Source organism: Actinomycetota bacterium, assembly GCA_030019255.1.
In the GTDB taxonomy this organism is placed as follows: domain Bacteria; phylum Actinomycetota; class Geothermincolia; order Geothermincolales; family RBG-13-55-18; genus Solincola_A.
In genome coordinates, this window is sequence record JASEFK010000001.1 from 269,107 (window position 1) to 292,830 (window position 23,724).

At 65.1% G+C, this 23,724-nt stretch carries 21 protein-coding genes and 1 riboswitch; all 21 genes read left to right on the plus strand.

The genetic code is table 11. From position 1 onward, the window contains the following. Positions 1 to 136: 136 nt before the first annotated feature. The 21 genes from QME84_01280 (at position 137) to QME84_01380 (ending at position 23,711) form a co-directional block, all read left to right on the plus strand. Positions 137 to 613 (plus strand): ribosome maturation factor RimP, encoded by a 477-nt coding sequence (locus QME84_01280; GenBank protein MDI6872906.1) that lies wholly within the window; start codon positions 137 to 139, stop codon positions 611 to 613. Positions 614 to 644: 31 nt separating this feature from the next. Further along, entirely contained in the window at positions 645 to 1,775 is a 1,131-nt protein-coding gene (gene nusA, locus QME84_01285; GenBank protein MDI6872907.1) for a transcription termination factor NusA, read from the plus strand. Positions 1,776 to 1,884: 109 nt separating this feature from the next. Continuing rightward, positions 1,885 to 4,248, plus strand: coding sequence for a translation initiation factor IF-2 (gene infB / locus QME84_01290; protein ID MDI6872908.1), 2,364 nt, complete (start codon positions 1,885 to 1,887; stop codon positions 4,246 to 4,248). Between the two features lie 13 nt (positions 4,249 to 4,261). Beyond that, positions 4,262 to 4,549 (plus strand): DUF503 domain-containing protein, encoded by a 288-nt coding sequence (locus tag QME84_01295; protein ID MDI6872909.1) that lies wholly within the window; start codon positions 4,262 to 4,264, stop codon positions 4,547 to 4,549. Between the two features lie 57 nt (positions 4,550 to 4,606). Next, a complete protein-coding gene (rbfA, locus tag QME84_01300; protein MDI6872910.1) occupies positions 4,607 to 5,005 on the plus strand; it encodes a 30S ribosome-binding factor RbfA in 399 nt (132 codons plus the stop codon). 97 nt (positions 5,006 to 5,102) lie between these two features. Next, positions 5,103 to 6,113, plus strand: a complete 1,011-nt coding sequence (locus QME84_01305) for a DHH family phosphoesterase (GenBank protein ID MDI6872911.1) — start codon at positions 5,103 to 5,105, stop codon at positions 6,111 to 6,113. Next, positions 6,106 to 7,014: a tRNA pseudouridine(55) synthase TruB gene (truB, locus tag QME84_01310; protein MDI6872912.1), complete on the plus strand. Its 909-nt coding sequence runs from the start codon at positions 6,106 to 6,108 to the stop codon at positions 7,012 to 7,014. The genes QME84_01305 and truB overlap by 8 nt, the downstream gene beginning before the upstream one ends. 156 nt (positions 7,015 to 7,170) lie before the next feature. After that, the gene (locus tag QME84_01315; GenBank protein MDI6872913.1) at positions 7,171 to 8,097 is read left to right on the plus strand and encodes a bifunctional riboflavin kinase/FAD synthetase; all 927 of its coding nucleotides are present in this window, start codon (positions 7,171 to 7,173) and stop codon (positions 8,095 to 8,097) included. 340 nt (positions 8,098 to 8,437) lie between these two features. Next, positions 8,438 to 8,707, plus strand: coding sequence for a 30S ribosomal protein S15 (rpsO, locus tag QME84_01320; GenBank protein ID MDI6872914.1), 270 nt, complete (start codon positions 8,438 to 8,440; stop codon positions 8,705 to 8,707). Positions 8,708 to 8,764: 57 nt separating this feature from the next. Next, a complete protein-coding gene (locus QME84_01325) occupies positions 8,765 to 11,062 on the plus strand; it encodes a polyribonucleotide nucleotidyltransferase (protein ID MDI6872915.1) in 2,298 nt (765 codons plus the stop codon). Between the two features lie 16 nt (positions 11,063 to 11,078). After that, positions 11,079 to 12,344 (plus strand): pitrilysin family protein, encoded by a 1,266-nt coding sequence (locus QME84_01330; GenBank protein MDI6872916.1) that lies wholly within the window; start codon positions 11,079 to 11,081, stop codon positions 12,342 to 12,344. A 229-nt stretch (positions 12,345 to 12,573) separates the two neighbouring features. Beyond that, positions 12,574 to 13,350 carry a 4-hydroxy-tetrahydrodipicolinate reductase gene (gene dapB / locus QME84_01335; protein ID MDI6872917.1) on the plus strand — a complete coding sequence of 259 codons (777 nt, stop codon included), beginning with the start codon at positions 12,574 to 12,576 and terminating at the stop codon, positions 13,348 to 13,350. Between the two features lie 363 nt (positions 13,351 to 13,713). Continuing rightward, entirely contained in the window at positions 13,714 to 16,059 is a 2,346-nt protein-coding gene (locus QME84_01340) for a DNA translocase FtsK (GenBank protein ID MDI6872918.1), read from the plus strand. 478 nt (positions 16,060 to 16,537) lie between these two features. Then, positions 16,538 to 16,792 (plus strand): hypothetical protein, encoded by a 255-nt coding sequence (locus QME84_01345; GenBank protein MDI6872919.1) that lies wholly within the window; start codon positions 16,538 to 16,540, stop codon positions 16,790 to 16,792. Positions 16,793 to 16,889: 97 nt separating this feature from the next. After that, positions 16,890 to 18,380, plus strand: coding sequence for a 30S ribosomal protein S12 methylthiotransferase RimO (gene rimO / locus QME84_01350; protein ID MDI6872920.1), 1,491 nt, complete (start codon positions 16,890 to 16,892; stop codon positions 18,378 to 18,380). A gap of 13 nt (positions 18,381 to 18,393) precedes the next feature. Then, the gene (pgsA, locus tag QME84_01355; GenBank protein MDI6872921.1) at positions 18,394 to 18,996 is read left to right on the plus strand and encodes a CDP-diacylglycerol--glycerol-3-phosphate 3-phosphatidyltransferase; all 603 of its coding nucleotides are present in this window, start codon (positions 18,394 to 18,396) and stop codon (positions 18,994 to 18,996) included. A 3-nt stretch (positions 18,997 to 18,999) separates the two neighbouring features. Further along, entirely contained in the window at positions 19,000 to 20,241 is a 1,242-nt protein-coding gene (locus QME84_01360; GenBank protein MDI6872922.1) for a competence/damage-inducible protein A, read from the plus strand. A 54-nt stretch (positions 20,242 to 20,295) separates the two neighbouring features. Continuing rightward, on the plus strand, positions 20,296 to 20,889 hold the full coding sequence (gene thpR, locus QME84_01365) for an RNA 2',3'-cyclic phosphodiesterase (protein MDI6872923.1): 594 nt from the start codon (positions 20,296 to 20,298) through the stop codon (positions 20,887 to 20,889). A 4-nt stretch (positions 20,890 to 20,893) separates the two neighbouring features. Next, positions 20,894 to 21,553, plus strand: a complete 660-nt coding sequence (rpe, locus tag QME84_01370; GenBank protein ID MDI6872924.1) for a ribulose-phosphate 3-epimerase — start codon at positions 20,894 to 20,896, stop codon at positions 21,551 to 21,553. Between the two features lie 51 nt (positions 21,554 to 21,604). Continuing rightward, positions 21,605 to 21,720, plus strand: a riboswitch (FMN riboswitch). Positions 21,721 to 21,887: 167 nt separating this feature from the next. Next, positions 21,888 to 23,039, plus strand: coding sequence for a bifunctional diaminohydroxyphosphoribosylaminopyrimidine deaminase/5-amino-6-(5-phosphoribosylamino)uracil reductase RibD (gene ribD, locus QME84_01375; protein ID MDI6872925.1), 1,152 nt, complete (start codon positions 21,888 to 21,890; stop codon positions 23,037 to 23,039). 3 nt (positions 23,040 to 23,042) lie between these two features. After that, a complete protein-coding gene (locus tag QME84_01380) occupies positions 23,043 to 23,711 on the plus strand; it encodes a riboflavin synthase (protein MDI6872926.1) in 669 nt (222 codons plus the stop codon). Positions 23,712 to 23,724: the final 13 nt, after the last annotated feature.

Genomic DNA, 23,724 nt, shown 5'->3' on the forward strand with positions numbered 1-23,724 from the left:
CCACGTCCGTGGAGGGGATTCGTGCGAGAGGATCTCTGTTGTTGACGCACATTGAGTATGATACAATAGATGCCGAAACGAGAGCGGAAGCCGAGGTGGGCGAGCGCCCACTTTTTGTTTGGCGATAGGGGTAGGAATGCACGCTTCGCCCTTCGAGGAGATGGAGGAAAGGCTGGAGGACATCATCGAGCCATGCCTCGAGGGCAGCGGGGTGAGGTTAATCTCCGTCTTCGTGGAGAGGAGGGGGCGGCGCCTGGTGGTGACCGTCTGCTTGGACCGCGAAGGGGGAATAGACGTGGACACCTGCGCCGAGATGAGCGAGGTCATAGGGCGCCACCTGGACGTGGAGGGCATCATCCAGGAGAGCTACAACCTGGAGGTGGAGTCCCCCGGCCTGCAGAGGGTGCTGCGCAAGCCGAGGGAGTTCCGCAGCTTCCGCGGCCGGGAGGTGGAGCTTCTGCTCAGGCAGCCCTTCGAGGGAAGGCAGAAGCTGCGCGGTCTACTGCTGGAAGCGGACGAGGAAGGGATAACGGTGCGGGTGGACGACGAGGAGCTGGTCTTCCCCTACCAGGCCCTCAAGAGGACCAGGCTCTACTTCGAGCCTCCCTGGTGAGGGCCGGAAAGCGGAAAGGGAGTGGATGCCGGTGAATCAGGACTGGCTTGAGGCCCTGCGCCAGATCGAGAGGGAAAAGGGCATCGACGCCGAGCTGATCATCCAGGCCCTCGAGGCCGCCCTGCTGTCCGCCTACAGGAAGAACTACCCTCACTCGGAGGACGCCAGGGTGGAGGTCAACCGCGAGACGGGCAGCATTCATGTCTTCGCCCGCCGCGAGGACGAGGAGACCGGGGAGGTACAAGAGGAGGAGGTGACCCCCCGGGACTTCGGGCGCATCGCCGCCCAGACGGCCAAGCAGGTCATCCTGCAGCGCATACGGGAGGCGGAGAGGGACCTGGTTTACGAGGAATACCAGGAGAAGGTGGGGGATATCGTCACCGGCATCGTGCAGCAGTCCGAGCAGCGGTACACCCTGGTGGACCTCGGGAAGGTGGAGGCTCTCCTCCCCCATTCCGAGCAGATGCCCGGCGAAAGATACCGCCACGGCATGAGGATAAAGGTGTACGTGGTGGAGGTGAGGCGCTCGAGCAAGGGTCCCCAGATTATCGTCTCCCGTACCCACCCGGGACTGCTGAAGCGCCTCTTCGAGCTGGAGGTTCCAGAGATAGCCGACGGATACGTGGAGATCAAGGCCGTGGCCAGGGAGCCCGGCCACCGTTCCAAGATAGCCGTGGTTTCCAACGACCGCAACGTGGACCCCGTGGGAGCCTGCGTGGGCGCAAGGGGCTCACGGGTGCGCACGGTGGTCAACGAGCTGAAGGGCGAGAAGGTGGACATCGTCCCCTGGAGCCCGAAACCGGAGGAGTTCGTGGCCAATGCCCTGAGCCCGGCTACGGTGAAGAAGGTCATTTATCATCCCGAGGAACAGATGTGCGAGGTCATCGTCCCTGACAGCCAGCTTTCACTGGCCATTGGCCGGGAGGGACAGAACGCACGCCTGGCGGCTAAGCTCACCGGTTGGCGCATCGACATCCGCAGCGAATCCCAGGCGGGTGAGGGCGAGGAGGCTTTCGTGGCCCAGGCGGGAAAGCCGAGCGAGGCCTGGAGGGCTTCGGACGCCGAGGCGGAACCGGAAATGCAAGGGGAGGCGGCGGAAGGCGGACCGGAAGCGGAAACGGGCTCCGAAGCGGAACGGCCGGAAGCGGTGGACGAGGGATGAGGCGATATGCCGGTCTTGGTTTATGATATATCTGTGATCTGTGGCGGTTCGGAAACTTGAGGACCATTCGGCCACGTGAGGGCGCTTGTTTCGCCGGGAAGGAAGAGAAATGGCGGGAAAGAGGGTTCACCAGCTGGCCAAGGAACTGGGTATCACCAGCAAGCAGCTCCTGGAGGTCCTCCAGTCCATGGGGCAGGATATCCAGAACCCGCTTTCGGCGGTGAACGAGGAGCTGGAAAAGGCGGTCAAGGAGAAGGTCGAGGGCAAGAAGGCGGCCCCTGCCCGCAAGAAGTCTCCCGCCAAACCGGCAGCAGCGGCGGCCAAGGAGAAGGAGGAGAAGAGGGAGAGGAAGCAGGCGAAAAAAACGGCGGCTCCCGCCCCCGCCAAGGGGACCGCGGTGAGGGAGACCGGGGCAGAGGAGCCCGGTGCTGCCGCCGGGGAGAAGGTCGGGGAACGCCCACTCGCCGTTTCCTCCGGGGCCAAGACCAAGGAGCCGGGCACCAAGGCGACGCCTCAACCCCCGGCGACCACGGAGGCCCCGGGTGTCCGCCGGGAAGCCCGTCCCCGTGCCGTACCTCCAAAGGAAAGGCGCGAGGCGCCGGGAAACCGGGGGAAGCCCGAAGTCGCTGCGCCGAGGCATCACCCGGTCCGGGAAAGGGAAAAGGCGGCTCGTGAGAGGGCGGTGCGGGAGCCGGTAACCAAGCCCATGCGCAAGGCCCTCCGCGTGCCATCGGGGATAACGGTTAAGGAATTCGCGCAGAGGGTGGGAAAAAGGCCGGTGGAAATATTACGCCTCCTGGCCGGCCTGGGAGAGAGGTCTGACGTGGACCGCCCCATACCCGACGACTACCTGCAGCTGCTGGCGGTGGAACTGGGTATAGAGTTGGAGATAAAGACCAGGATGACCGAGGAGATAACCCTTGAGGAGGACGCGCCGGAATCCCTGCGACCCCGTCCCCCCGTGGTGACGGTGATGGGGCACGTGGATCACGGGAAGACCTCACTTCTGGACGCCATCCGCAAGACCAACGTCACCGACCGCGAGATGGGGGGTATCACCCAGCACATCGGGGCCTCGGTGGTGGAGTATCAGGGGCATAGGATAACCTTCATCGACACCCCGGGCCACGAGTCCTTCACCGCTCTGCGGGCCAGGGGAGCCAAGGTGACCGACCTGGCCGTCCTGGTGGTGGCCGCCGACGACGGGGTCATGCCCCAGACCATAGAGGCCATCGACCACGCCCGGGCGGCCGGGGTGCCCATCATGGTGGCGGTGAACAAGATCGACAAGCCGGAGGCCAATCCCACCCGGGTGAGGCAGCAGCTGACGGAGTTCAACCTGGTCCCCGAGGAATGGGGAGGGGACACCGTATTCGTGGACGTCTCGGCCAAGGAGGGGACCAACCTGGACCATCTCCTGGAGATGATACTCCTCTTGGGGGAAATTCATGACCTCCGGGCCAATCCCGACGCCGCGGCCAGGGGATATATCATCGAGGCCCGCCTGGATAAGGGGCGGGGTCCGGTGGCCACCGTGCTGGTCAAGAGGGGTACCCTAAGGCGGGGGGACGCCCTGGTGGCCGGAAAGGCCTACGGAAGGGCCAGGGCCTTAATCGACGACCGCGGCAGGAACGTCGACCAGGCCGGACCATCCATGCCCGTGGAGGTGCTGGGGCTGAACACCGTCCCCGAGGCCGGTGACCAGTTCGTGGTAGTGGAGGACGAGAAGAAGGCCCGGGCCCTGGTGGAGGCGCGGCTGGCCAGGGAAAGGGCCGAGGAGGAACGGCGACCGGCCCGCACCCTGACCCTGGAGGACCTCTTCCGGCAGATACAGGAGGGGGAGGCCCAGGAGTTCAACCTCATAATCAAGGGAGACACCCAGGGTTCGGTGGAGGCGGTCCGCGACTCGGTGCTCAAGCTGAAGGTCGGGGACATAACGGTGAAGATCATCCACGCCGGCGTGGGGGCCATAAACGAGAACGACGTCATGCTGGCCAAGGCCTCCGGGGCGGTTATCCTGGGCTTCAACGTGCGCCCAGATTCCAAGACCCAGGAGATGGCGGAAAGGGAGCAGGTGGAGATACGCACTTACCGGGTCATCTACCAGCTTCTGGAAGATATAGAGGCGGCCCTCCGGGGCATGCTCAAGCCGGAATACGAGGAGGTGAGGACGGGCCTCCTGGAGGTGAGGGCCACCTTCCGCATACCCCGCCAGGGCACGGTGGCCGGCGCCCTGGTCAAGGAGGGGGAGATCACCCGAAACTCCAGGGTCCGCCTGGTGAGGGACGGGGTCATCATCTACGAAGGAGGCGTGGCTTCCCTCCGGCGCTTCAAGGACGACGTGAGATCGGTTTCCGCAGGCTACGAGTGCGGGGTGGGGCTGGAGAACTTCCAGGACATCAAGGAGGGAGACATAATAGAGGTAATCGAGGTGCGGGAAAAACCGCCGGAGGAGGGGGCGTCGGTTTCCTGAGGAGGTCGCCGCCGTGTACGTTGGGGCCTTGAGGATGGAGCTGTACCTGCCGGAATGCCGCAGCCTCAAGGAGAAGAGGCAGGTGGTAAAGAGCATCATCGATCGCACCCGGAGCCGTTTCAACGTGGCCGTGGCCGAGGTGGACAAGCACGATATGTGGCAGGTCTGCAGCCTGGGGATAACCTGCGTGAGCAACAGCGAATACAGCGCCCGGGAGACCCTCAACCGCGTGGATCGCGCCGTCCGCTCCCTGGGAAAGGCCGAGGTCCTGGACTCCCCAATAACCATCTTCACTCCCTGAACGCCGTCTCAGGGCGCGATAGCCCGGCGGCGAGGTCGGCCCGCGAGGTGGATACCCGTGATTCCCGAACGCATGAAGAGGGTCAATGAGGCTTGCAAGGAAGCCCTGGGCGAGATACTACAGGGGGAGCTCAAGGACCCCCGGGTGGGATTCGTCACCGTGACCAGGGTGGAGGTCTCGCCCGACCTGCGCGTAGCCAGGGTCTGGTTGAGCTTCCTGGGCACGGCCGAGGAATCGGAGGCCTCGCTGCAGGCCCTGAGAAAGGCCAGAGGTTTCCTGCGCCGGGAACTGGGAAGGAGGGTGCGCCTACGGTATACCCCGGAGCTGATCCTTCACCAGGATCGCGGAGCGGAGACCAGCCAGAGGGTTCAGGGCATCCTTCATCACCTCCAGGAGGGGGAAAAGGGCAGCACCGGTGGAAAGGAAGGTGAGTCCGGTGCCGGAGGATCCGGTTAAGGGTCAAGCGGCCGCCCGCGGTGCGGGAAGGACGGTCGCGGCAGTGGGCGACCAGAGGGAAACGAGGTCGTGAAACACGGGAAACGGGGATCGAACGGTGGTTTACGGGCTTGAGGGGCTGGAAGGCGTCATGAGCAAGGATGAGCTGCGAGCCGCCGTTCGTGCGGTGGAGGAGAGCGGCGTGGTATGCCTGTCCTCGCACGTGAACCCCGACGGGGATGGGCTGGGTTCCCTCCTGGGTCTGACCCTGGTCCTGCGCGCGCTGAGCAAGGAGGTATATTCCGCCCTCCCCAGGCCCGAGCAGTTTCCTCCCCAGTACCTGTTCCTTCCCGGGCGCGACTCGCTGTGCAGCCCGGAAGAGCTGCCGGAGAGCGCGGACCTCTTCATAGCCTTGGACTGCAGCAATCCGGAGCGCTTGGAGGGGCTGAGGTCCCGGGCCGAGGCGGCGGGGTTGCTGGTGAACGTGGACCATCACGAGGACAACAGCCTTTTCGGGGATATCGACCTGGTGGATCCGAAAGCATCATCCACCTCCGAGCTGGTGTACCGCCTTATGCGCAGCGGGGATTGGGAATTGACGCCTGAGGTGGCCACCTGCCTGTACACCGGGCTGGTCACCGACACCGGCCGCTTCCAGCACCGCAACACCGGTCCGGGAGCCCTGGCGGTGGCCTCCGAGCTGGCCGCCGCGGGGGCGAACCTAGCCTTGATCTCTAGGGAGGTCTACGAGAGCCAGTCCCTTTCCTATACCCGGCTTGTGGGACGCGCCCTGGAGAGGGCGGAGGTCCTCGAGGACCTGGGCCTGGTGTACAGCTACATCACCCAGCGCGACCTGAAGGAGACGGGGGCCTCCCTTCCGGAGACGGAGGACCTCATCGACCACCTCCGGGCGGTACGGGGGACCAGGGTGGCCGCGTTGTTCAAGGAGCTGGAGGACGGCAAGGTAAGGGTCAGCCTGCGCTCCCGCGACGGGGCGGAGGTGGGGCCCGTGGCCAGGGCCCTGGGAGGCGGTGGACACGCCAGCGCCGCGGGGTACACCTCCGACCTGGACCTGGAGGGTAGCCTGGCCCGCCTGGTGGAGGTCCTGCGAAGAGCCCGCCATGGCTGACGGAGACGTAGACGGCCTGGTTCTCCTGGACAAGCCGCCGGGACCCACCTCCCATGACCTGGTCCAGGAGTTGAGGCGGAGGGTGGGCGCCAGGAAGGCGGGACATGCGGGAACGCTGGACCCCCAGGCCTCCGGGCTCCTGGTGGTGCTCACGGGCAGGGCCACCCGGCTAGTGCCCTTCGTGCCCGGCGACCCCAAGGTCTACGAGGGGACGGTTATCCTGGGGCTGGAGACCGATACCCTGGACCTGGAGGGGGAGGTGGTCTCCCAGAGACCCTTCCGAGGAAGCGAGGAGCAGGTGCGGGAAGCGGTGCGTTCCCTGGTGGGGAGCTTTGAACAGCTGCCACCACGTTTCTCGGCGGTGAAACACGGGGGAAAGCCCCTGTATTATTATGCCCGGAGGGGAGAGGAGGTTCCCCGCAGGCCGCGGCGGGTCGAGGTTTACGAGGCGGAGGTGTTGGCCTGCCGCCTCGGAGAAAGGGCGGAAGTGGACTTCCGGGTATACTGCTCCCCCGGGACCTACGTGCGGGAGTTGGCTCAGCGCTTAGGGAAACGGCTGGGATGCGGGGGGACGCTGGCGGGCCTCAGGCGGCTGGCCTCGGGGCCCTACCGCTTGGAGGAGGCGGTGACGCTCGAGGAACTGGCCCTACGGCTGGAAAGGGGAGAACCCGCGGTGCTTTCCCCGCTGGAGGCCCTTAGGGGATACGGAAGGGTGGAATTGAAAAGGGAGGGCTTGCGGACGGCGCTTCACGGAGCTCCCCTGGCGCCGGAGTTTCTGGAGGAAGGAGCAGGGTGGGCCGGGGGAGAGGTCCTGGCCGTGACCTACCGGGGGGAGCTGATAGGGGTCTATGAAGCCCATACCAACCCGCCCCGCCTGCGCCCCAAGCGCCTGATGGCTTGAGGCAGGCAAAAGGCCCTTTTTCCGAAGTCGGTGGCGAAAGGCATGAAGGTGGCGGGCCAGGAGGTCGCCTCGAGGTTTTTCGAGGTTTTTAACGCCGCCGGGCGTGAGGTATGAAGTAAGAAGGAAGCACGTCGAGGTGGGGTACGAAAGGTAGTCATGGAGATAATCCCCGGCCTGGAAGCCGTGCCCTCGGACCTGGGCGAGACAGTGGTGACCATCGGCATGTTTGACGGCGTGCACCTGGGGCACCGGCGCATCATCGAGATGGCCCACCTGGAGGCCCGGGAGCTGGGGCTGCGCTGCGTGGTCTTCACCTTCGACCGTCACCCCCTGGAGACCCTCAGTCCCGGCAAGCACCCACGGCTCCTCTCCTCCAGCGCCCAGAAGCTGCGCCTCCTGGAGGAGATGGACGTGGACCTGGTGCTCATGGTCCATTTCGACCGGGCCTTCGCGGACATCACCGCGGAGAGGTTCGTCTCCGAGATCCTGGCTGAAAAGCTCCATGCGCGGGAGGTGGTCCTGGGGGAGAACTTTCGCTTCGGAAGGGGGGGTGAGGGGGATATATCCCTCCTGGTGTCCCTGGGGGCGCATTACGGGATAGGGGTGACCCCGGTGCCCCTGCTCCGGGTGGACGGAGAGGTGGTCTCCAGCACCTCCATCCGCCGGCTGGTGGAGGAGGGAAGGGTGGAGGAGGCCGCCCGTCGTTTGGGGTGGGACTACCTGGTGGAGGGCGTGGTGGTTAGGGGGGACGGAAGGGGCAGGAGGTTGGGATTCCCCACCGCCAACGTCGAGATCCATGACGACCGCTGCATCCCCGCCAACGGGGTGTACGCGGGCGAAGCCCACCTGGAGGGCAGGGTCATGCCCGCAGTGAGTTACATCGGCCGGGCGCCCACCTTCGCCCACCCCGACTCCCGGCGCAGGGTAGAGGTGCACATGCCGGGTTGGAAGGGCGAGGATCTCTACCAGCGCTACCTGGGCGTCTCCTTCCGCAGGAGGCTGAGGGGGGAGATGACCTTCGAGAGCCCGGAGGCCCTCCGGGAGCAGATAGCCAGGGATGTCCGAGAGGCCATGAGGGGATAGGCGAGGACGGCCGTTATGCTTTCCCAACGGATCGCTTCTCTTCTCCACGATGGTTGTTGGACGTGCCGGTCAACGAGGAGCCTCCCATGGACCTTCTCCGAAAGACCCCTTCGCTCCTCGGAATCGCTTTGCGGCTACCTTGGCGAGGTCGGGACCGATCCCCGCTCCCTCCTTCGCCACGGGTCCCTCCCGATTTACCCGCCTCCCGCCGCTGTGCTATCATCGAGTAGATGTAAGGAAGTTTGAGCGGTTGGGCGGGCACGCCCCGCTCGAACCTAGGCCTAGGGAGGGCGGTTGCCGCCCCCTTCTTGGGCCTACGGGGATCGAGGAGGTGAAAGGCATGACCCTCTCCAGCGAGGAGAAGCAGTCCATCATCCAGGAATTCCGTGCCCACGAAAAGGACACGGGCTCCGCGGAGGTCCAGATAGCTCTCCTCACCAAGCGCATCGAAGAGCTCACCGAGCATCTCAAGGTGCACAAAAAGGACCATCATTCCCGGCGGGGACTTTTGAAGATGGTCGGCAAGCGGAGGAGGCTGCTCAACTACCTGCGGGAGAAGGATGTGGAAAGGTACCGGCAGCTGATCGAACGGCTCGGGCTTCGGCGGTAGCCCGCGGACGGCCACGCGCCGGACCGGACTTTATTTACGAATGGAGATGAGAAGAGAATGACCAACGGAGAAGTGAAGAGGTTCTCGGCCGAACTGTTCGGCAAGACCGTCCGTTTCGAGGTGGGAAAACTTGCCAGCCTCGCCGACGGAGCGGTGGTGATCTCCTGCGGAGGAACGGACATCCTGGTGACCGCCATGGGTTCCAAGAACGAGGTGGACCGCGATTTCTTTCCCTTGGTGGTGGACGTAGAGGAAAGAATGTACGCGGCGGGGAAGATCCCCGGGGGGTTCTTCCGCCGGGAGGGCCGCCCTTCGGAAAAGTCCATATTGACCGCACGGCTTATCGACCGCCCCCTGCGGCCCAACTTCCCGGAGGGGATGCGCATAGAGGTGCAGGTTATAGCCACCATCCTCTCCGTGGACCAGATAAATCACCCCGACGTGCTGGCGGTTAACGGGGCCTCGGCGGCCCTTTGCATCTCCGACATCCCCTTCAACGGGCCGGTAGGCGCGGTCAGGGTGGGCCTCTTCCCGGAGGGTCTGGCCATCAACCCAACCATCCCGGAGATGGAGAGGAGCACCCTGGACCTGGTGGTGGCCGGGGTCCTGGACCCGGAGAGCAACGAGGTGGACATCATCATGGTGGAGGCGGGGGCCTCCCAGGTCTCGGAGGCCGACCTGGTGGAAGCCATGGAGTTCTCTAAACAGGGCATACGGGAGATGATCCGCCTCCAGCAGCAAATGATCCAGGAGGTGGGCAAGCCCAAGCGGGAGGTGAACCTGCGCAAGTACGACTTCGAGGCGGTGGAGAAACGCTTTCCGGACATGAGGGCCAAGGTGGAGAACCTCCTGCGGGAGATTGCCCGCAACCAGCTGGAGAAGCCGGAGAGGGACAAGGCCCTGGAGAATCTCCTTAACGAGTTCACGCTGGCGGCGGAGATCGAAGGAACCACTGAGGAATTTTTGGCCTCCCTCAAGGAATATTTTGACCAGCTGGTGGGAAAGGCCATGCGCCGCATGATCGTGGAGGAAGATCTGCGGGTGGACGGCAGGCGCCCGGAGGATATTCGGCCCATCACCTGCGAGGTGGGGCTGGTGTCACGGACCCACGGATCGGGCCTCTTCGCCCGGGGACTTACCCAGGTGCTTACCCTCCTCACCCTGGGGCCCATAAGCGACATGCAGCGCATCGACGACCTCTCCCCCGAGGAGAGCAAGCGCTTCATGCACCATTACAACTTCCCGCCCTTCTGCGTGGGGGAGACGGGCATCCTGCGGGGTCCGCGGCGAAGGGAGATCGGGCACGGGGCCCTGGCGGAGAGGGCCCTGGTCACCCTCATCCCGGACGAAGAGGAGTTTCCCTACACCATACGCCTGGTCTCCGAGGTCCTCTCCTCCAACGGGTCCACCTCCATGGCCTCGGTATGCGCCTCCAGCCTGGCTCTCATGGACGCCGGCGTGCCTGTCAAGGACAAGAAGGCGGTAGGGGGCATCGCCATGGGGCTGATCAAGGAGGAGGACCGCACGGTGGTGCTCACCGACATCCAGGGCATCGAGGACAAGTACGGGGATATGGACTTCAAGGTGGCCGGCACCGAGGATGGGGTAACGGCCCTCCAGATGGACATGAAGATTCGCGGCATCTCCGTGGAGACCCTGGAAAAGGCACTGGAACAGGCCCGTGAAGCCCGTCTCTACGTCCTGAAGAAGATGCGGGAGACCATCGCCGAACCCCGGGCCGAGCTCTCCCCCTACGCCCCCCGGGTGATATCCTTCGAGGTCCCAGTGGACAAGATACGCGAGGTCATCGGCCCCGGCGGCAAGGTCATCCACCGCATCATCACCGAGCACGACGTGGAGCTGGACATAGAGGACGACGGCAGGGTATTCATCACCGCCAAGGACCTGGCCAGCGCGGAGGCGGCCAAGAAGATGGTGGAACAGATCATCCGCGAGGCCCAGCCGGGCGAGCAGTTCGAGGGAACGGTCACCCGGACCACCAGCTTCGGCGCCTTCGTGGAGTACCTGCCCGGAAAGGAGGGTCTCATTCATATCTCCAAGTTGTCCGACAGGCGCGTGGACCGCGTGGAGGACGTGCTCAACGTGGGTGACAAGATCCGGGTGGAGGTCATGGAGATAGACAAGCTGGGTCGGGTGAACCTGCGCGGTTTAGACCTGAAGGTTCCGGAGGAGACCGTGGTGGCGGGAGCCGCGAGGGAGGAGGGAAAGCCCAAGGGGTTCAAGGATACCCGCTCCCAGCCCCGCCATTCCCCGGGTTCCCAGGGCCGGCAGTCCCCGCGCAACCGGGGCAAGGGGGAGGGCAACCGGTTCAAGCAGGACAGGAGAAACTGGTAAGGGGACCGCTGCCTCCATGAGGGAAACCGGGTACCTGCGCACGGAGAACGCCAACGGCATACGCATCCTCACCGAGAAGATGCCCCACCTGCGGAGCGTAACCACCGGCTTCTGGGTGGGGGTGGGCTCGAGGGACGAGCCCCAGGAACTCTCCGGCATCAGCCATTTCATCGAACACCTCCTTTTCAAGGGCACCGAGAGGCGCTCCGCCCGGCGCATAGCGGAGGAGTTCGATGCCATTGGCGGGGAGCTGAACGCCTTCTCGGCCAAGGAGTACACCTGCTATTACGCCAAGGTACTGGACGAAAACCTGGGGCAGGCCATGGACATCATGGTGGACATGCTCCTGCACTCGCGCCTCTCTCCTCGGGACGTCGACGCGGAGCGCAAGGTCATCCTGGAAGAAATAGCCATGCACGAGGACTCGCCCGACGACATCATCCACGACCTCTTCGTCTCCGCGCTGTGGGAGTCCCATCCGCTCGGACAGAGCGTGCTGGGCAACCAGAACGTCATACGCACCCTGCATAGCGAGGACATAAGGGATTTCTTCGACAAGTACTATTACCCGGAGAACATCGTGGTGGCCGTGGCCGGGAACGTTGAACACGAGGACATCGTGGAGATGGTGGAGGGGCTGATGGCCGTGGATGGGGGACGCGGCCGGCATGTCCGCCACTGCGTGGTCCCGGAGGTAAGGCCCCATACCGTGGTCTACGACCGGCCCACGGAGCAGGCCCACATCGTCATGGGAACCCAGGGGCTCCCGAGGCGCCACCCGTCCCGCTTTGCCCTGGCCGTCCTGGACAACATCCTGGGAGGAGGGATGAGTTCCAGGCTTTTCCAGAAGATCAGGGAGGAAAGGTCCCTGGTGTATTCCATCTTCTCCTACCATTCCATGTACGTGGAGACGGGCCTGGTGGCGATATACGCCGGCGCCAGCCCGGAGAACGCCCCCGCGGTCATGGAGCTGATCAAGGAGGAGATCGACCTGCTGCTGGAGAAGGGGATCACCGGGGAGGAACTGGAACGCGCCAAGGGCCACATCAAGGGGAACCTGGTCCTCAGCCTGGAGGACAGCGGAAGCCGCATGACCCGCCTGGGAAAGGCAGAGATAAGCGGGGGCGAGATATTGAGCCTGGACGAGCTGCTGCGGAGGGTGGAAGAGGTGACCGTGGACGACGTCCAGAAGCTGGCCCACGAACTCTTCGGCTCCCGGCGGCTGGTAGCCGTGATCATCGGTCCCTTCGGGGACCGGGAATTCCAGGCCCACCTCTTCTGAGGGCCAGTAGGGAGTCCCGCTGAAGCGTGGGCGACGAGGGGGCAACGCCCGGCCGGCGGCGCTGCACGACTTGGGTAACCGGGTGCCCGGCGGCGCGGGCAGGAAGACGGAGCGAAAGACCACAACCGCAGGGGTTCGGTATTTAGCAACTTTCACCGGGGTAATCAGCGTACTTTGAGGAAGGACAGGATGTGTCGAATGCCGGGACGTTGGTAGGAGGGAAGAGGTCATGAAGGTTGGCGTGTGCGGTGCGGGGGGTCGCATGGGAAGGGAGGTCTGCCGGGCGGTTAGCGACGAGGCGGACCTCCATCTGGTATGCGCGGTGGACCCGGCCTTCGAGGGGAAGAGGCTCGCGGAGCTGGTCCCCGGATTGGATACCGACCTTCTGGTCCGGGGAGATGTGGGGGCCATGGCGGAGGCCGGAGTGGAGGTGATGGTGGATTTCACCGTGGCGCAGGCGGCCCGCGCCAACCTGCCGCGGGTTCTGCGGGAGGGTATCCCATGCGTGGTAGGGACCACGGGGTTCACCGCGCAGGACCTGGGGGAGCTGGAACGGGCGGCCGCGGAGGGAGGGGTGGGATGCCTGGTGGCTCCCAATTTCGCGATAGGCGCGGTGCTGATGATGGACTTCGCCCGGCGCGCCGCCCGGTACCTGGAGGAATGCGAGATAGTGGAGCTGCATCACCCGGCCAAGCTGGACGCTCCTTCGGGCACCGCCCGGAACACCGCGCGCCTGGTGCTCGAGGCACGGGGAGAGCGGGAGGTGGAGGAGAGGGAGGAGGGCCCGCGGGGACTGTCCGTGGGCGGGATACGCATCCACTCCGTGCGACTTCCCGGACTGGTGGCCCACCAGGAGGTCATCTTCGGGGGGAAGGGGCAGGTGCTCACCATACGCCACGATTCGCTGGACCGCACCTCATTCATGCCGGGGGTGCTGCTGGCCGTGCGCAAGGTGGGTGCCCTTTCCGGCCTGGTCCTGGGGCTGGAAAAGGTCATGGACCTTTAGTCGATACCCGGGTATTGCCGGCCGCGCGCAGGGCGGGTACCCTTCCGGTGCGGCACGGGGCTGGAAGAGGTCGTTGACCTGCACGGTGTTTCCACAATCCGGCTTACTCAAGTCCGCGAGCGCGCCCGGAGGTCCGCTTATCGGGGAGGGCGGGGCGGCGAGGGACCCGCGTCGCTCCTCGCGGAAAGGTTCGCCTTCCAAGGATTTCGCCTGCTACGACGATTTCGCAACGTACTGGAAGGCGGCGCGGACGGAAGGTATGAAGGTGTCGGTGGTGGAAGTTAATTTTGTATTAGATTGCACGCGGAGATCTTGCGTGGGATCAACTGTCGGGATGCCCGTTTTTCCGGGCCGGAGGTGAAAGTGTCCGGTTCACACGGCAGGAAGGGGAGAAAGAAAGCCTCCGGGGCCCGAAGGGCCGCACCCTCGAGGCGCCGGAACAAGCGCGGGCGGCAGGAAGGACTGCCCCGCAACCTCCGGGAGATATACGGGGTCTCCCTGATCGTGGCGGGGATTCTCCTCCTCCTGGCCCTTTTCTCCGCCCTGGGCCCGGTGGGCAGGGGCCTGGAGTGGTTCTTCTCCTACATCCTGGGTTACATGCGTTTCCCGGTACCCTTCCTGGTGACCGGAGTAGGGCTTGCCCTGCTGCTCGGGCGGCTGGGGGATATGGAGAGGGCAAAGGAGGGGAAATGGAGTGTGACCTGGGTGGAGCTGGCGGGGGCCTCGGTGCTGCTCATGGGGGCCTGTGCCCTATTTCACCTCCGGGTGGGTGATCCGGAGGAGATGTTCGTTCTGGACAACCTCTTTCACGGCGGCGGACTGGTGGGGGCGGCTCTCTCCTGGCCGCTGGTCAAGCTGCTGAGCCGGCCAGGGGCCTACGTTATGGTGGTGGGGATGCTGATGGTGGGATTCCTGCTCCTCACCGGCCTGACCCTTTCCCAGTACCTTCAGGAGAGGGTGGAGAAGAGGCTGAAGGCCAGGCGAATGCGGCGCGCCGCCCTGAAGCCCAAGGGTGCGGAGAAGGGAAAGGCACCCGTTCCCCCGCCGGCGGAGGAAAAGGCTCCGGCGCCGGTACAGGTGGGAGCGGCGGAGGAAACGGTACCCGGGGAAGTCAGCCCCCCGCGACCGCGCCCGGAAAAGATTACCCCTCCCGCGCTGGTGATCGAGGAGGGCGGCCAGGTGGCCCTGGAGGTCAGGGAGGAGCCGGGCAAGCCCTACCGGCTGCCGCCGCTGGAGCTCCTGGTGCGCTCGGAAAGATCTTCCATCTCCCACAAGAGCGTGAACGAGAGCATAGCGGTGCTGGAGCGCACCCTGAGGGACTTCGGCGTGGATGCCGCGGTGACCCGGGTGACGCGGGGACCTACGGTGACCCGCTTCGAGGTGGAACTGGGCTCCGGGGTCAAGGTTAACCGCGTGCTCAACCTGAGCGATGACATCGCCTATGCCATGGCCTCCCCGGATATACGCATCATCACTCCTATTCCGGGGAAGTCGGCCATAGGTATCGAGATTCCCAACCGGGAACGCGACCTGGTGACCCTGGGTGACATCCTATCCGCTCCCCGGGCCAGGAAGCCGGATTCCCCCCTGCGGGTGGGGCTGGGTATGGACGTCTCTGGGCATCCGGTGCTCATCGACCTGCGGGACATGCCCCACCTCCTGATGGCTGGGGCCACGGGAACCGGCAAGAGCTGCTGTATCAACGCCATAATCGCCTCCGTGCTCATGACCGCCCCGCCCGACGAGGTGCGCATGATTCTGGTGGATCCCAAGTACGTCGAGCTGAGCCATTTCAACGGTATCCCGCACCTTCTGGCGCCGGTGATTACCGATCCCAAGAAGGCCTCCAGCGCCCTGGCCTGGGTGGTGAGGGAAATGGAGTACCGTTACCAGGTGCTCTCCAGGGCGGGGGTTAAGAACATCGTGGCCTATCTGGCGGCCCTGAAGGAAGGGCTGAGCCGGGAAAGGGACGAGAACGGCCAGCCGCTCTTCCCGGCCATGCCCTACATACTGGTGGTCATTGACGAGCTGGCGGATCTCATGATGGTCGCCCCGGCGGAGGTGGAGGACTCCATCGCCCGCATCGCTCAGATGGCCAGGGCGGTGGGGATTCACCTGGTGGTGGCCACCCAGCGCCCGTCGGTGGACGTGGTGACCGGCCTGATCAAGGCCAACATGCCTTCCCGCATTGCCTTCACCGTGGCCAGCCAGGCGGATTCCAGGGTCATCCTGGACGTGGGCGGGGCGGAGAAGCTGGTGGGGCACGGCGATATGCTTTTCCTCCCCGCGGGGACCTCCAGGCCCCTGCGGGTGCAGGGCGCCTATGTCTCGGAGAGGGAGATCGCCGCCATAACCGGGTACATCAAGCGCCAGAAACGGGCCGAGTACAGCGAGGACATCATGGAGGAGGCGGGAGGGGAGAAGAGGGAGAAGGAACACGAGGACGAACTCCTGGACGAGGCCATCGAGATCGTGGTGCGCTCCGGGATGGCCTCCGCATCCCTTCTGCAGAGGAAGCTCCGGGTGGGCTACGCTCGCGCCGCGCGGCTGGTGGACATCATGGAGGACCTGGGTATCGTCGGCGGTTTCGAGGGCAGCAAGCCCCGTGCCGTCTTGATGACCGAGGAGGAGCTGGAGGAGATGAAGCGCCGCCGGGAGAGGTCTCGGGAAGCCGGGGGCGAGCCCTCCACGGCAGGCGGCATCACCTAGCCTCCCCGGCCATTATGTATCACCTGGCCTCTCCAGCCCTTTTCTACCTTTCGAGAAGACAGACCCTCTCCGGGAAGACGATGTTGATGTCGACGTTGGCAAGGAACCCGCAGCCTACGGCCATTACCGGGAGAGGACTGCCTGACCGGTGCGAAAACCGTGTGCACGCCCGGTTTAAGGCTGCCGGAGGTTGGGAACAGAAATTAAATTGGAGCCTTGCGTAGGCGGGCCTTTGCGGTCACCCTGCGGGCACGGAAAGGGACCGCGAGCTTGTGGTTCGACGTGGAGGCTCCGGGTCGCCTTCAGACAAAGAATGGAAATCCGGACCAAAGGCGGAAGAGCGAAAATACATCGTTGCTGCTGGAACGCGTAACGGGGAGGCATTGAGGAGCAGCTCGACAGGTTTGCTATAATCGATATCGGGGACCGTCGCCGAACATATTTGGAGGTAACCGGTTCTTAGGCGAGGACAATTTTCATGGGGGAACGGGAGGGGGAGTTGGCCAACAAGCTGGCTATGGAGGTGGAAAAGATACTCTCCGCGGCGGTGGGCGACTTCATCGCCAAGGCCACGGTGAAGAAGAATTGCGAACTTATCGGGACCACACCGGACGAGCTCACCATGGAGCATCTCCCGGCACTTGCGGAAAAGATCGAGAGGTCGGTCTCCTTCTTCTCCGGCCGGGAAGTGGGCAGCGGGGTGGCCGAAAAGATCAAGTCCCTGAGGATTTGACCCCAGGCCGCGGCGCGGACCCATGTACCCGCCACCTGTTGGCGCACTTCCGGAAACCGCGGTTCCCTTACCCCTGCGGGGAAGGTGCACGAGTACCATGTATTTTCACCTGACCACCCTGGGGTGCCCCAAGAACCAGGTGGATTCGGACTACCTGGCCAGCCTGCTCCTGAGGGCCGGATGGAAATTTCAGGAAGATCCATCCCGGGCGGACCTGGTCATCGTGAACACCTGCTCCTTCATCGTGCCCGCGGTGGAGGAGTCCGTGGAGGCGGTCCTGGAGCTGGCGGAGGCGCGCGAGGGAGGCGGCCTGCTGATGGTGGCGGGGTGCCTGGTGTCCCGCTACGGGCCGGAGACGCTGGCCCGGTTGTTGCCGGAGGTGGACCTTTTTCTTTCCCCGGCCGAATATCCTCGGGTTCTCTCCATCCTGGAAGGACGGCATGACCCGGCGCGGGAGCGAACCGGAAAGGTGGAAGCGCGCACCTCCACCAAGCACACCAGGCCCTCTCCGATGGCGGAGGCGGAGGAACGGCCCGGAGAAACTGCGGCGCGTGCCTACTCTTCCACCCTGCACAGGGGTTACGTGTACGTGAAGGTGAGCGAGGGATGCCACCGCCACTGTTCCTACTGCGCCATACCCCGCATACGGGGGCCCCTGGTCTCTCGCCCCGAGGGGGAGATAATCGAGGAAGTATCCTTCTTTCTCCGCCGGGGAGCGCGGGAGATAGTCCTGGTGGGGCAGGATACCACCTCCTACGGGAGGGATCGGGAAGGAAAGGGTCGCCTTCCCTCGCTCCTCAAGGAGCTCTCCTCGCTGAATGGTGATTTCCGCATCAGGGTCATGTACATGCACCCTGACGGCGTGGAAGAACCCCTCCTGGAAGCCATGGACCACCCCAGGATTTATCCCTACTTCGACCTGCCCTTCCAGCACGTGGACCCTGTGGTGCTGCGGGCCATGGGCAGAAGGGGTGACCTCGATTCCTGCCGCAGACTGGTGAAGACCATACGCCGGGAGTTCCCGGAGGCGGCTTTGAGGGCCACCTTCATGGTCGGCTTTCCCGGCGAGGATGCCTCTTCCTTCCAGCGGCTGTACCGTTTCGTGGAGGAATCTCGTTTTGACTGGCTGGGTCTTTTTGGCTATTCTCAGGAAGAAGGTACCCCGGCCTATCCCCTTGGAAAGGGTTCTTCGCGTCAGGTTAAAGGGGATCGCCTGCGGAAGCTTTCCCTGCTCCAGGAGGAGATAATGCGGGACAGGGCGCAGCAGGCGGTGGGGAGGGACCTTCGAGTGCTGGTGGAGGGGGAGAGCGACGAGGCGCCCGGTTACTGGGAGGCCCGCTCCTATCGAGAAGCGCCCGAGGTGGATGGAGTGGTCTTCATACCCCACGGTGGGGACCTGAAGGCCGGCGAGTGGTGCGAGGTCCGGATAACCGCCGCGGAGGGCATCGACGTCATCGCCGTCCCCAGGGGAAGACTCGAGGAACGGGAGAGGACGATACCCCTCCCGGCCGATAGGGATGCAAAGAACACCGGGAGGGGATTCGTCCCGGCCGGTGAAGGAGAGCAGGCCCCGCGGGGTTCTCGGTGAAAGGAAGGTTTCCTTGCCCATACCAGTTATTGCCAAGTGGAAGGAGAAGGTGGGGGTTTCCGGCGCGGATGAATGGAACCTGCCCAATGCCCTTACCCTGTCGCGTATCCTGATCTCCCCGCTGATCGTGGCCCTTCTCCTGAAGGAAAGCCGCCGCAGGAACCGCCTGGCGGCGGCGGCGCTGGGCGTGGCGGCCCTCACCGATTTCCTGGACGGTTTCCTGGCTCGGAGACAGGGTAACGAAACCAGGCTGGGGCAGTTCCTGGACCCCCTCGCGGACAAGATATGCATCTCCTCCGTTTTCGTCATGCTGGCTCGACGCGGCCGCCTCGCCGGCTGGGTCCCGGGGGTGATCATCGGCCGCGAGGCCCTGATCACCCTCTTCCGGGTGTACGCCGGAAGCCGGGGGGGCTCGGTGCCGGCGAGCGTATGGGGAAAACTGAAGACCAATTCACAGCTTCTGGCCCTTCTGGCGGTGATAATGGAGGAACAGGGGAAGAGGCCCGGAGCGCTGCGCGATGCCGCTGTGGCCGGGGCGGTGGCCCTCACCGTCTATTCCGGGCTGGATTACATGCTCAAGGCCAGGCGCTATCTGCCTCCTGCGGAAGGAGGGTGAGGCGTGAAGAGGTGTGCCCTCCTGGCCGTGGGCGATGAGCTCCTCGACGGCAGGATCACCAATACCAACTCCGACTTCATATCCTCCCGTCTCCTGCCCCTGGGGTGGAAGGTAGTGCTGCGCGCGGAGGTGGGTGATGACCTGGAAACACTTTCCTCCACCGTGGCCTTCGCCCTGGAGGCCTGCGACCTCCTCGTGGTGACCGGAGGGCTGGGTCCCACCGGGGACGACCTGACGCGGGAGGCGGTGGCCCGGTCCCTGGGGCGGGAACTGGAGAGGGACCCCGAGGTGGAGGAGAGGCTGCGCTCCTTCTTCTCCACCATGGGTAGGGAGATGTCGCCCTCCAACGCCAGGCAGGCGGACCGGGTGCGGGGAGCGGAGTGGCTGCACGCCCGCCTGGGGACGGCGCCGGGGCAGTGGATAGAGGAATCCGGCAGGATCATCGTTTTGCTCCCCGGGGTTCCGCGGGAGATGCGGGACATGCTGGATAACGACGTGATTCCTCGCCTGAGGGAAAGGTATCCGGGAGGGGAGATGGCCGCCGCCGTTCTCCTGGTGGCCGCCCGCCCGGAGTCCGAGGTGGGGGAACTGGTGGGCGAGGTCCTCGGGGAACTGGAGGGCCTGAAAGTATCCTACCGGGCCCTGACCGGGCAGGTTGAGGTGCGCCTCACCGCGGAGGACGGGAGCCTGGTGGAGGAGGGGATGAAGAGGGTAAGGGAAGTGCTGGGCGACTGGGTGGTGGCGGAGGGCGAGGAGAGCCTGGAGGGAAACCTGGGACGTGAGCTGCGGGAGCGGGGACTGACCCTGGCGGTGGCCGAATCGTGTACCGGCGGGATGATCGGGGAGAGGATAACCCGGGTGTCGGGAAGCTCGGACTATTTCCGGGGCGGGGTGGTGGCCTACAGTTATCAAGCCAAGGAGGAACTTCTGGGCGTGGACGCCGTTTTGTTGCGCGAGAAGGGGGCCGTCAACGAGGAGGTGGCCGCGGCCATGGCCAGGGGAGTAAGGGAGAGGCTGGGCGCGGACCTGGGCCTCTCCGTGACCGGGGTGGCCGGCCCGGGCCAGGGAGGGGAGAGGGAACCGGTGGGCACGGTGGCCCTGGCCATCGTGGATGGGAAGGAGACCTCGGCCTTCAAGTACCGCCTTCCCGGGAACCGGGAGATGGTGCGCACCTTCGCCGCCAACATCGCCCTGGCCCTTGCCTATTTCCGGGTGCGGGGCGTGAAGGTGGAAAGGCTGCGTTGAGGACGCGGGGGTCCGGGGCCGGGCATCGAAGAGCGACGGCGGGGATCGCGGAGCATGGGAAAGAAGGCGGAGGAAGGCGAAAGGATACGGCTCTTCGTAGCCCTAGACCTTCCGGAGGAGGTGCGGGAGAGGATCGTGACGGCGGCGAGAAAGCACGCCGGGCTCCTTCCCCAGGCCCGCTGGGTGAGGAAGGAAAACCTGCACCTGACCTTGAAATTCATCGGAGAATATCCCGGGAGGAAGGTGGAGAAACTGGTGACCATCGTGGAGGGCGAGACGGCGAAAAAAGAGCCGTTCACGGCTTCCCTGAGGGGTTGCGGTGGTTTTCCCTCCCCCGGTAGGGCTCGCGTCATTTGGGTGGGGATGGAGAAGGGGGAAAAGGAGGCGGCCGCCCTGGCCGCCGAGCTAGACGCCGGCCTGGCGAAGGCGGGGGTGAAGAGGGAGACGCGCCCTTTCCGGGGCCACCTCACCCTGGCACGGCTAAGGAATCCCGCGGATTGCTCCTCCTGGCTGGCCTCTCTCGAGGAGGACCTCGCCGGGCTGGAGGAGATGGACTTCCGAGTGGAAGATATAACCCTCTATCGTAGCATACTCTCCGCGGAAGGCCCCACCTACGTGCCACTGAGGCGGTTCGAACTGGGGAGGTAGTGCCGTGACCGGAATTAAGCTGGCCCCCTCCCTCCTCAACGCCGACTTCGCCGACCTTCGCGGGGCCGTGTCCTACATCGAGGGGCTGGCGGACGCGGTCCACCTGGACGTGATGGACGGCAACTTCGTGCCCAACATCACCTTCGGCCCCCTGGTGGTGCGGGCGGTGAGGGAGATCACCCAGCTTCCCCTGGACGTGCACCTGATGATCGCCCACCCCGCCGAATTCGTGGAGGATTTCGTGGAGGCCGGGGCGGACTGGATCTCCTTCCACGCCGAGGTGACCAGGTATCCCGGGGAAATTCTGGGAATGATCCGCGGTTTCGGGAAGAGGGCCGGCATGGTCATCAATCCGCAGACTCCCGCGGAACGCGTTTTCGAGTACCTCGAGCTCTGCGATTACGTCCTGGTCATGACGGTCATGCCGGGCTTCGGGGGCCAGGCCATGATACCGGAGACCCTGGAAAAGGTGGGGGAGATCAAAAGGGAGGCAGCCCGCCTGGGCCTGGAGGTGGAGGTGGAGGTGGATGGAGGGGTGAAGACCGAGAACCTACTCCGGGTCAAGGAAGCGGGGGCGGACATCGTGGTGGTGGGCTCCTCCATCTACGCGGCCCCCGATCCCCGCCGGGCGGCGGAGGAGATCCGCCGCCTCCTGGACGACTGAGTCCCTATCCCTCATGGACAAGAAGGCGGGAAGGAAATATAATTTTTCCAGCGAGGTCTTCGGGGCAGGGTGAAAATCCCGACCGGCGGTGAAAGTCCGCGAGCCTCAGGGCAGAGCCGGTGGAATTCCGGCACCGACGGTGATAGTCCGGATGGGAGAAGGCCTGGCGGTGTCCGCAAGCGGGCGCCGGGTTTTCTCCCGGCGCCTTTTATTGTGCTCCCACGACATGCGGGTGACGGAGGAAGGGGAAGGCGCCGGCAGGAAGAAGGAACCACCCTCACCCGGGAGGAGGTGTGGCCGGGAACCTGGCCCCGGTGGAGGTGTATTCATAACGGTGTCCCATCCAGGCACTGAGGAGGACGTAAGGTACATGCGGCTGGCCCTGTCCCTGGCAGCCCGGGGTAGGGGCATGACCCATCCCAACCCCATGGTGGGCGCGGTGATGGTCAGGGACGGCAAGGTGGTGGGCAAGGGTTACCATCGCGGCCCCTTCACCCCTCACGCAGAGGTGGTGGCCTTGGCCGAGGCGGGCGAGAGGGCCGCTGGCTCGACGCTCTACGTCACCCTGGAGCCCTGCAACCACCACGGGAGGACGCCGCCCTGCACGGAGGCGGTGCTGCGGGCAGGGGTGGCCCGGGTGGTGATCGCCGCCCCCGATCCCAACCCCGGCGTGAAGGGAGGCGGAGCCGAGAGGCTGCGCTCCGCAGGAGTTGAGGTCGTTACGGGCGTTTTGCAGAAGGAGAGCGAGGAACTGAACGCGGCCTACGTAAAGTACGTGACCACGGGCCTTCCCTTGGTCACCTTGAAGGTGGCCGCGACGGCGGACGGCAAGGTGGCCGCGCGGGGTGGCCTTTCACGCTGGATAACCGGGAAGGCGGCCCGCCGCCTGGTACACGAGATGAGGCGGGCCAGCGACGCGGTACTTGTGGGGCGGGGGACCGTAGAGGCCGATGACCCGGAGCTGACCGTGCGGCACGTGCCCCTGCGGGGAGCCCACCACCCGCTGCGCGTGGTGGTGGACTCGCGCCTCTCCATGAGCCTGGACCGCAAGCTGGCCCGCGGGGGCATCCCCAAGGTGGTGGTGGCCACCACGCGGGAACACGACGCGGCGAAGGCGGAGGAATTGCGCCGGCGGGGGGTGGAGGTCTGGGTCCTTGATTCCTCCCCGGATGGAGGCGTGGACCTCCTGGAACTCCTGAAGGCCCTGGGAAGGGCGGAGGTAGCGCACCTCCTGGTGGAGGGAGGGCCCTCTCTCCTGGCCTCCTTTATGCGGGAGGGACTGGCTGACCGGCTGGCCCTCTTCCTGGCGCCCCGGGTCTTCGGTGACCGCGAGGCCCGGTCCTGGGTGGAGGGGCTGCGGGTGGAGGATCCCTCGCGGGGGTTACCCCTCCGGTGGACGCGCCAGAGGCGCGTGGGTGAGGACCTCCTGCTGGAGGCGGAGGTAGTGAAGCCGGGAGGTGCGGAGGCGGCGGGAGGAGGCGATTGAGCCATGTTCACGGGAATCATCGAGGAAACGGGCACGGTAGTCGAGGCCGCATTCTCCCTCCAGGGGGGGACCCTGCGCATCTCCTGCCCAGGTTTATGGAAGGAACTGGTATTGGGAGAGTCGGTGGCCGTCAACGGGGTGTGCCTTACGGTGACGGACACCCGTGAAGGCACCTTCGCTGCGGACGTCTCCCCGGAGAGCCTGCAGCGGAGCACCCTGGGTGGCCTGCGCCACGGGGAGGTGGTCAACCTGGAGAGGGCCCTGCGCCTGGATTCCCGCCTGGGCGGGCACCTGGTGCAGGGGCACGTGGACGGGGTGGGCAGGATAGAGGAGATACGGGAGGAGGGCAGGGGACGCACCTTCTTCATCGGCTCACCCGAGGATATATCCGTCTACCTGGTGGAGAAGGGATCGGTGGCCGTGGACGGTATAAGCCTCACCGTTAGCGGGCTGCGGGGGACGAGCTTCAGCGTGGCGGTCATCCCCCACACCCTGGCGGTCACCAACCTGGGACGACGCCGGGTGGGGGACGCGGTGAACCTGGAGGTGGACATCATCGCCAAGTACGTGCGCTCCTACCTGGAGCGGGGAATGTCCTCGCCGGGGGAGGGGGACGCGCGGTCCGGGGGCGGAGATCTCTACCGCAAGCTGGTGGAAGGCGGTTTCATCTGATATCGAGACCCCA

What these genes read in the sequence shown, in the direction of transcription:
- QME84_01280 (MDI6872906.1), top strand. Translation starts at nt 137, where the DNA reads ATGCACGCTTCGCCCTTCGAGGAGATGGAGGAAAGGCTGGAGGACATC.
- infB (MDI6872908.1), top strand. Translation starts at nt 1,885, where the DNA reads ATGGCGGGAAAGAGGGTTCACCAGCTGGCCAAGGAACTGGGTATCACC.
- truB (MDI6872912.1), top strand. Translation starts at nt 6,106, where the DNA reads ATGGCTGACGGAGACGTAGACGGCCTGGTTCTCCTGGACAAGCCGCCG.
- QME84_01315 (MDI6872913.1), top strand. Translation starts at nt 7,171, where the DNA reads ATGGAGATAATCCCCGGCCTGGAAGCCGTGCCCTCGGACCTGGGCGAG.
- rpsO (MDI6872914.1), top strand. Translation starts at nt 8,438, where the DNA reads ATGACCCTCTCCAGCGAGGAGAAGCAGTCCATCATCCAGGAATTCCGT.
- QME84_01325 (MDI6872915.1), top strand. Translation starts at nt 8,765, where the DNA reads ATGACCAACGGAGAAGTGAAGAGGTTCTCGGCCGAACTGTTCGGCAAG.
- QME84_01330 (MDI6872916.1), top strand. Translation starts at nt 11,079, where the DNA reads ATGAGGGAAACCGGGTACCTGCGCACGGAGAACGCCAACGGCATACGC.
- dapB (MDI6872917.1), top strand. Translation starts at nt 12,574, where the DNA reads ATGAAGGTTGGCGTGTGCGGTGCGGGGGGTCGCATGGGAAGGGAGGTC.
- QME84_01345 (MDI6872919.1), top strand. Translation starts at nt 16,538, where the DNA reads ATGGGGGAACGGGAGGGGGAGTTGGCCAACAAGCTGGCTATGGAGGTG.
- rimO (MDI6872920.1), top strand. Translation starts at nt 16,890, where the DNA reads ATGTATTTTCACCTGACCACCCTGGGGTGCCCCAAGAACCAGGTGGAT.
- thpR (MDI6872923.1), top strand. Translation starts at nt 20,296, where the DNA reads ATGGGAAAGAAGGCGGAGGAAGGCGAAAGGATACGGCTCTTCGTAGCC.
- QME84_01380 (MDI6872926.1), top strand. Translation starts at nt 23,043, where the DNA reads ATGTTCACGGGAATCATCGAGGAAACGGGCACGGTAGTCGAGGCCGCA.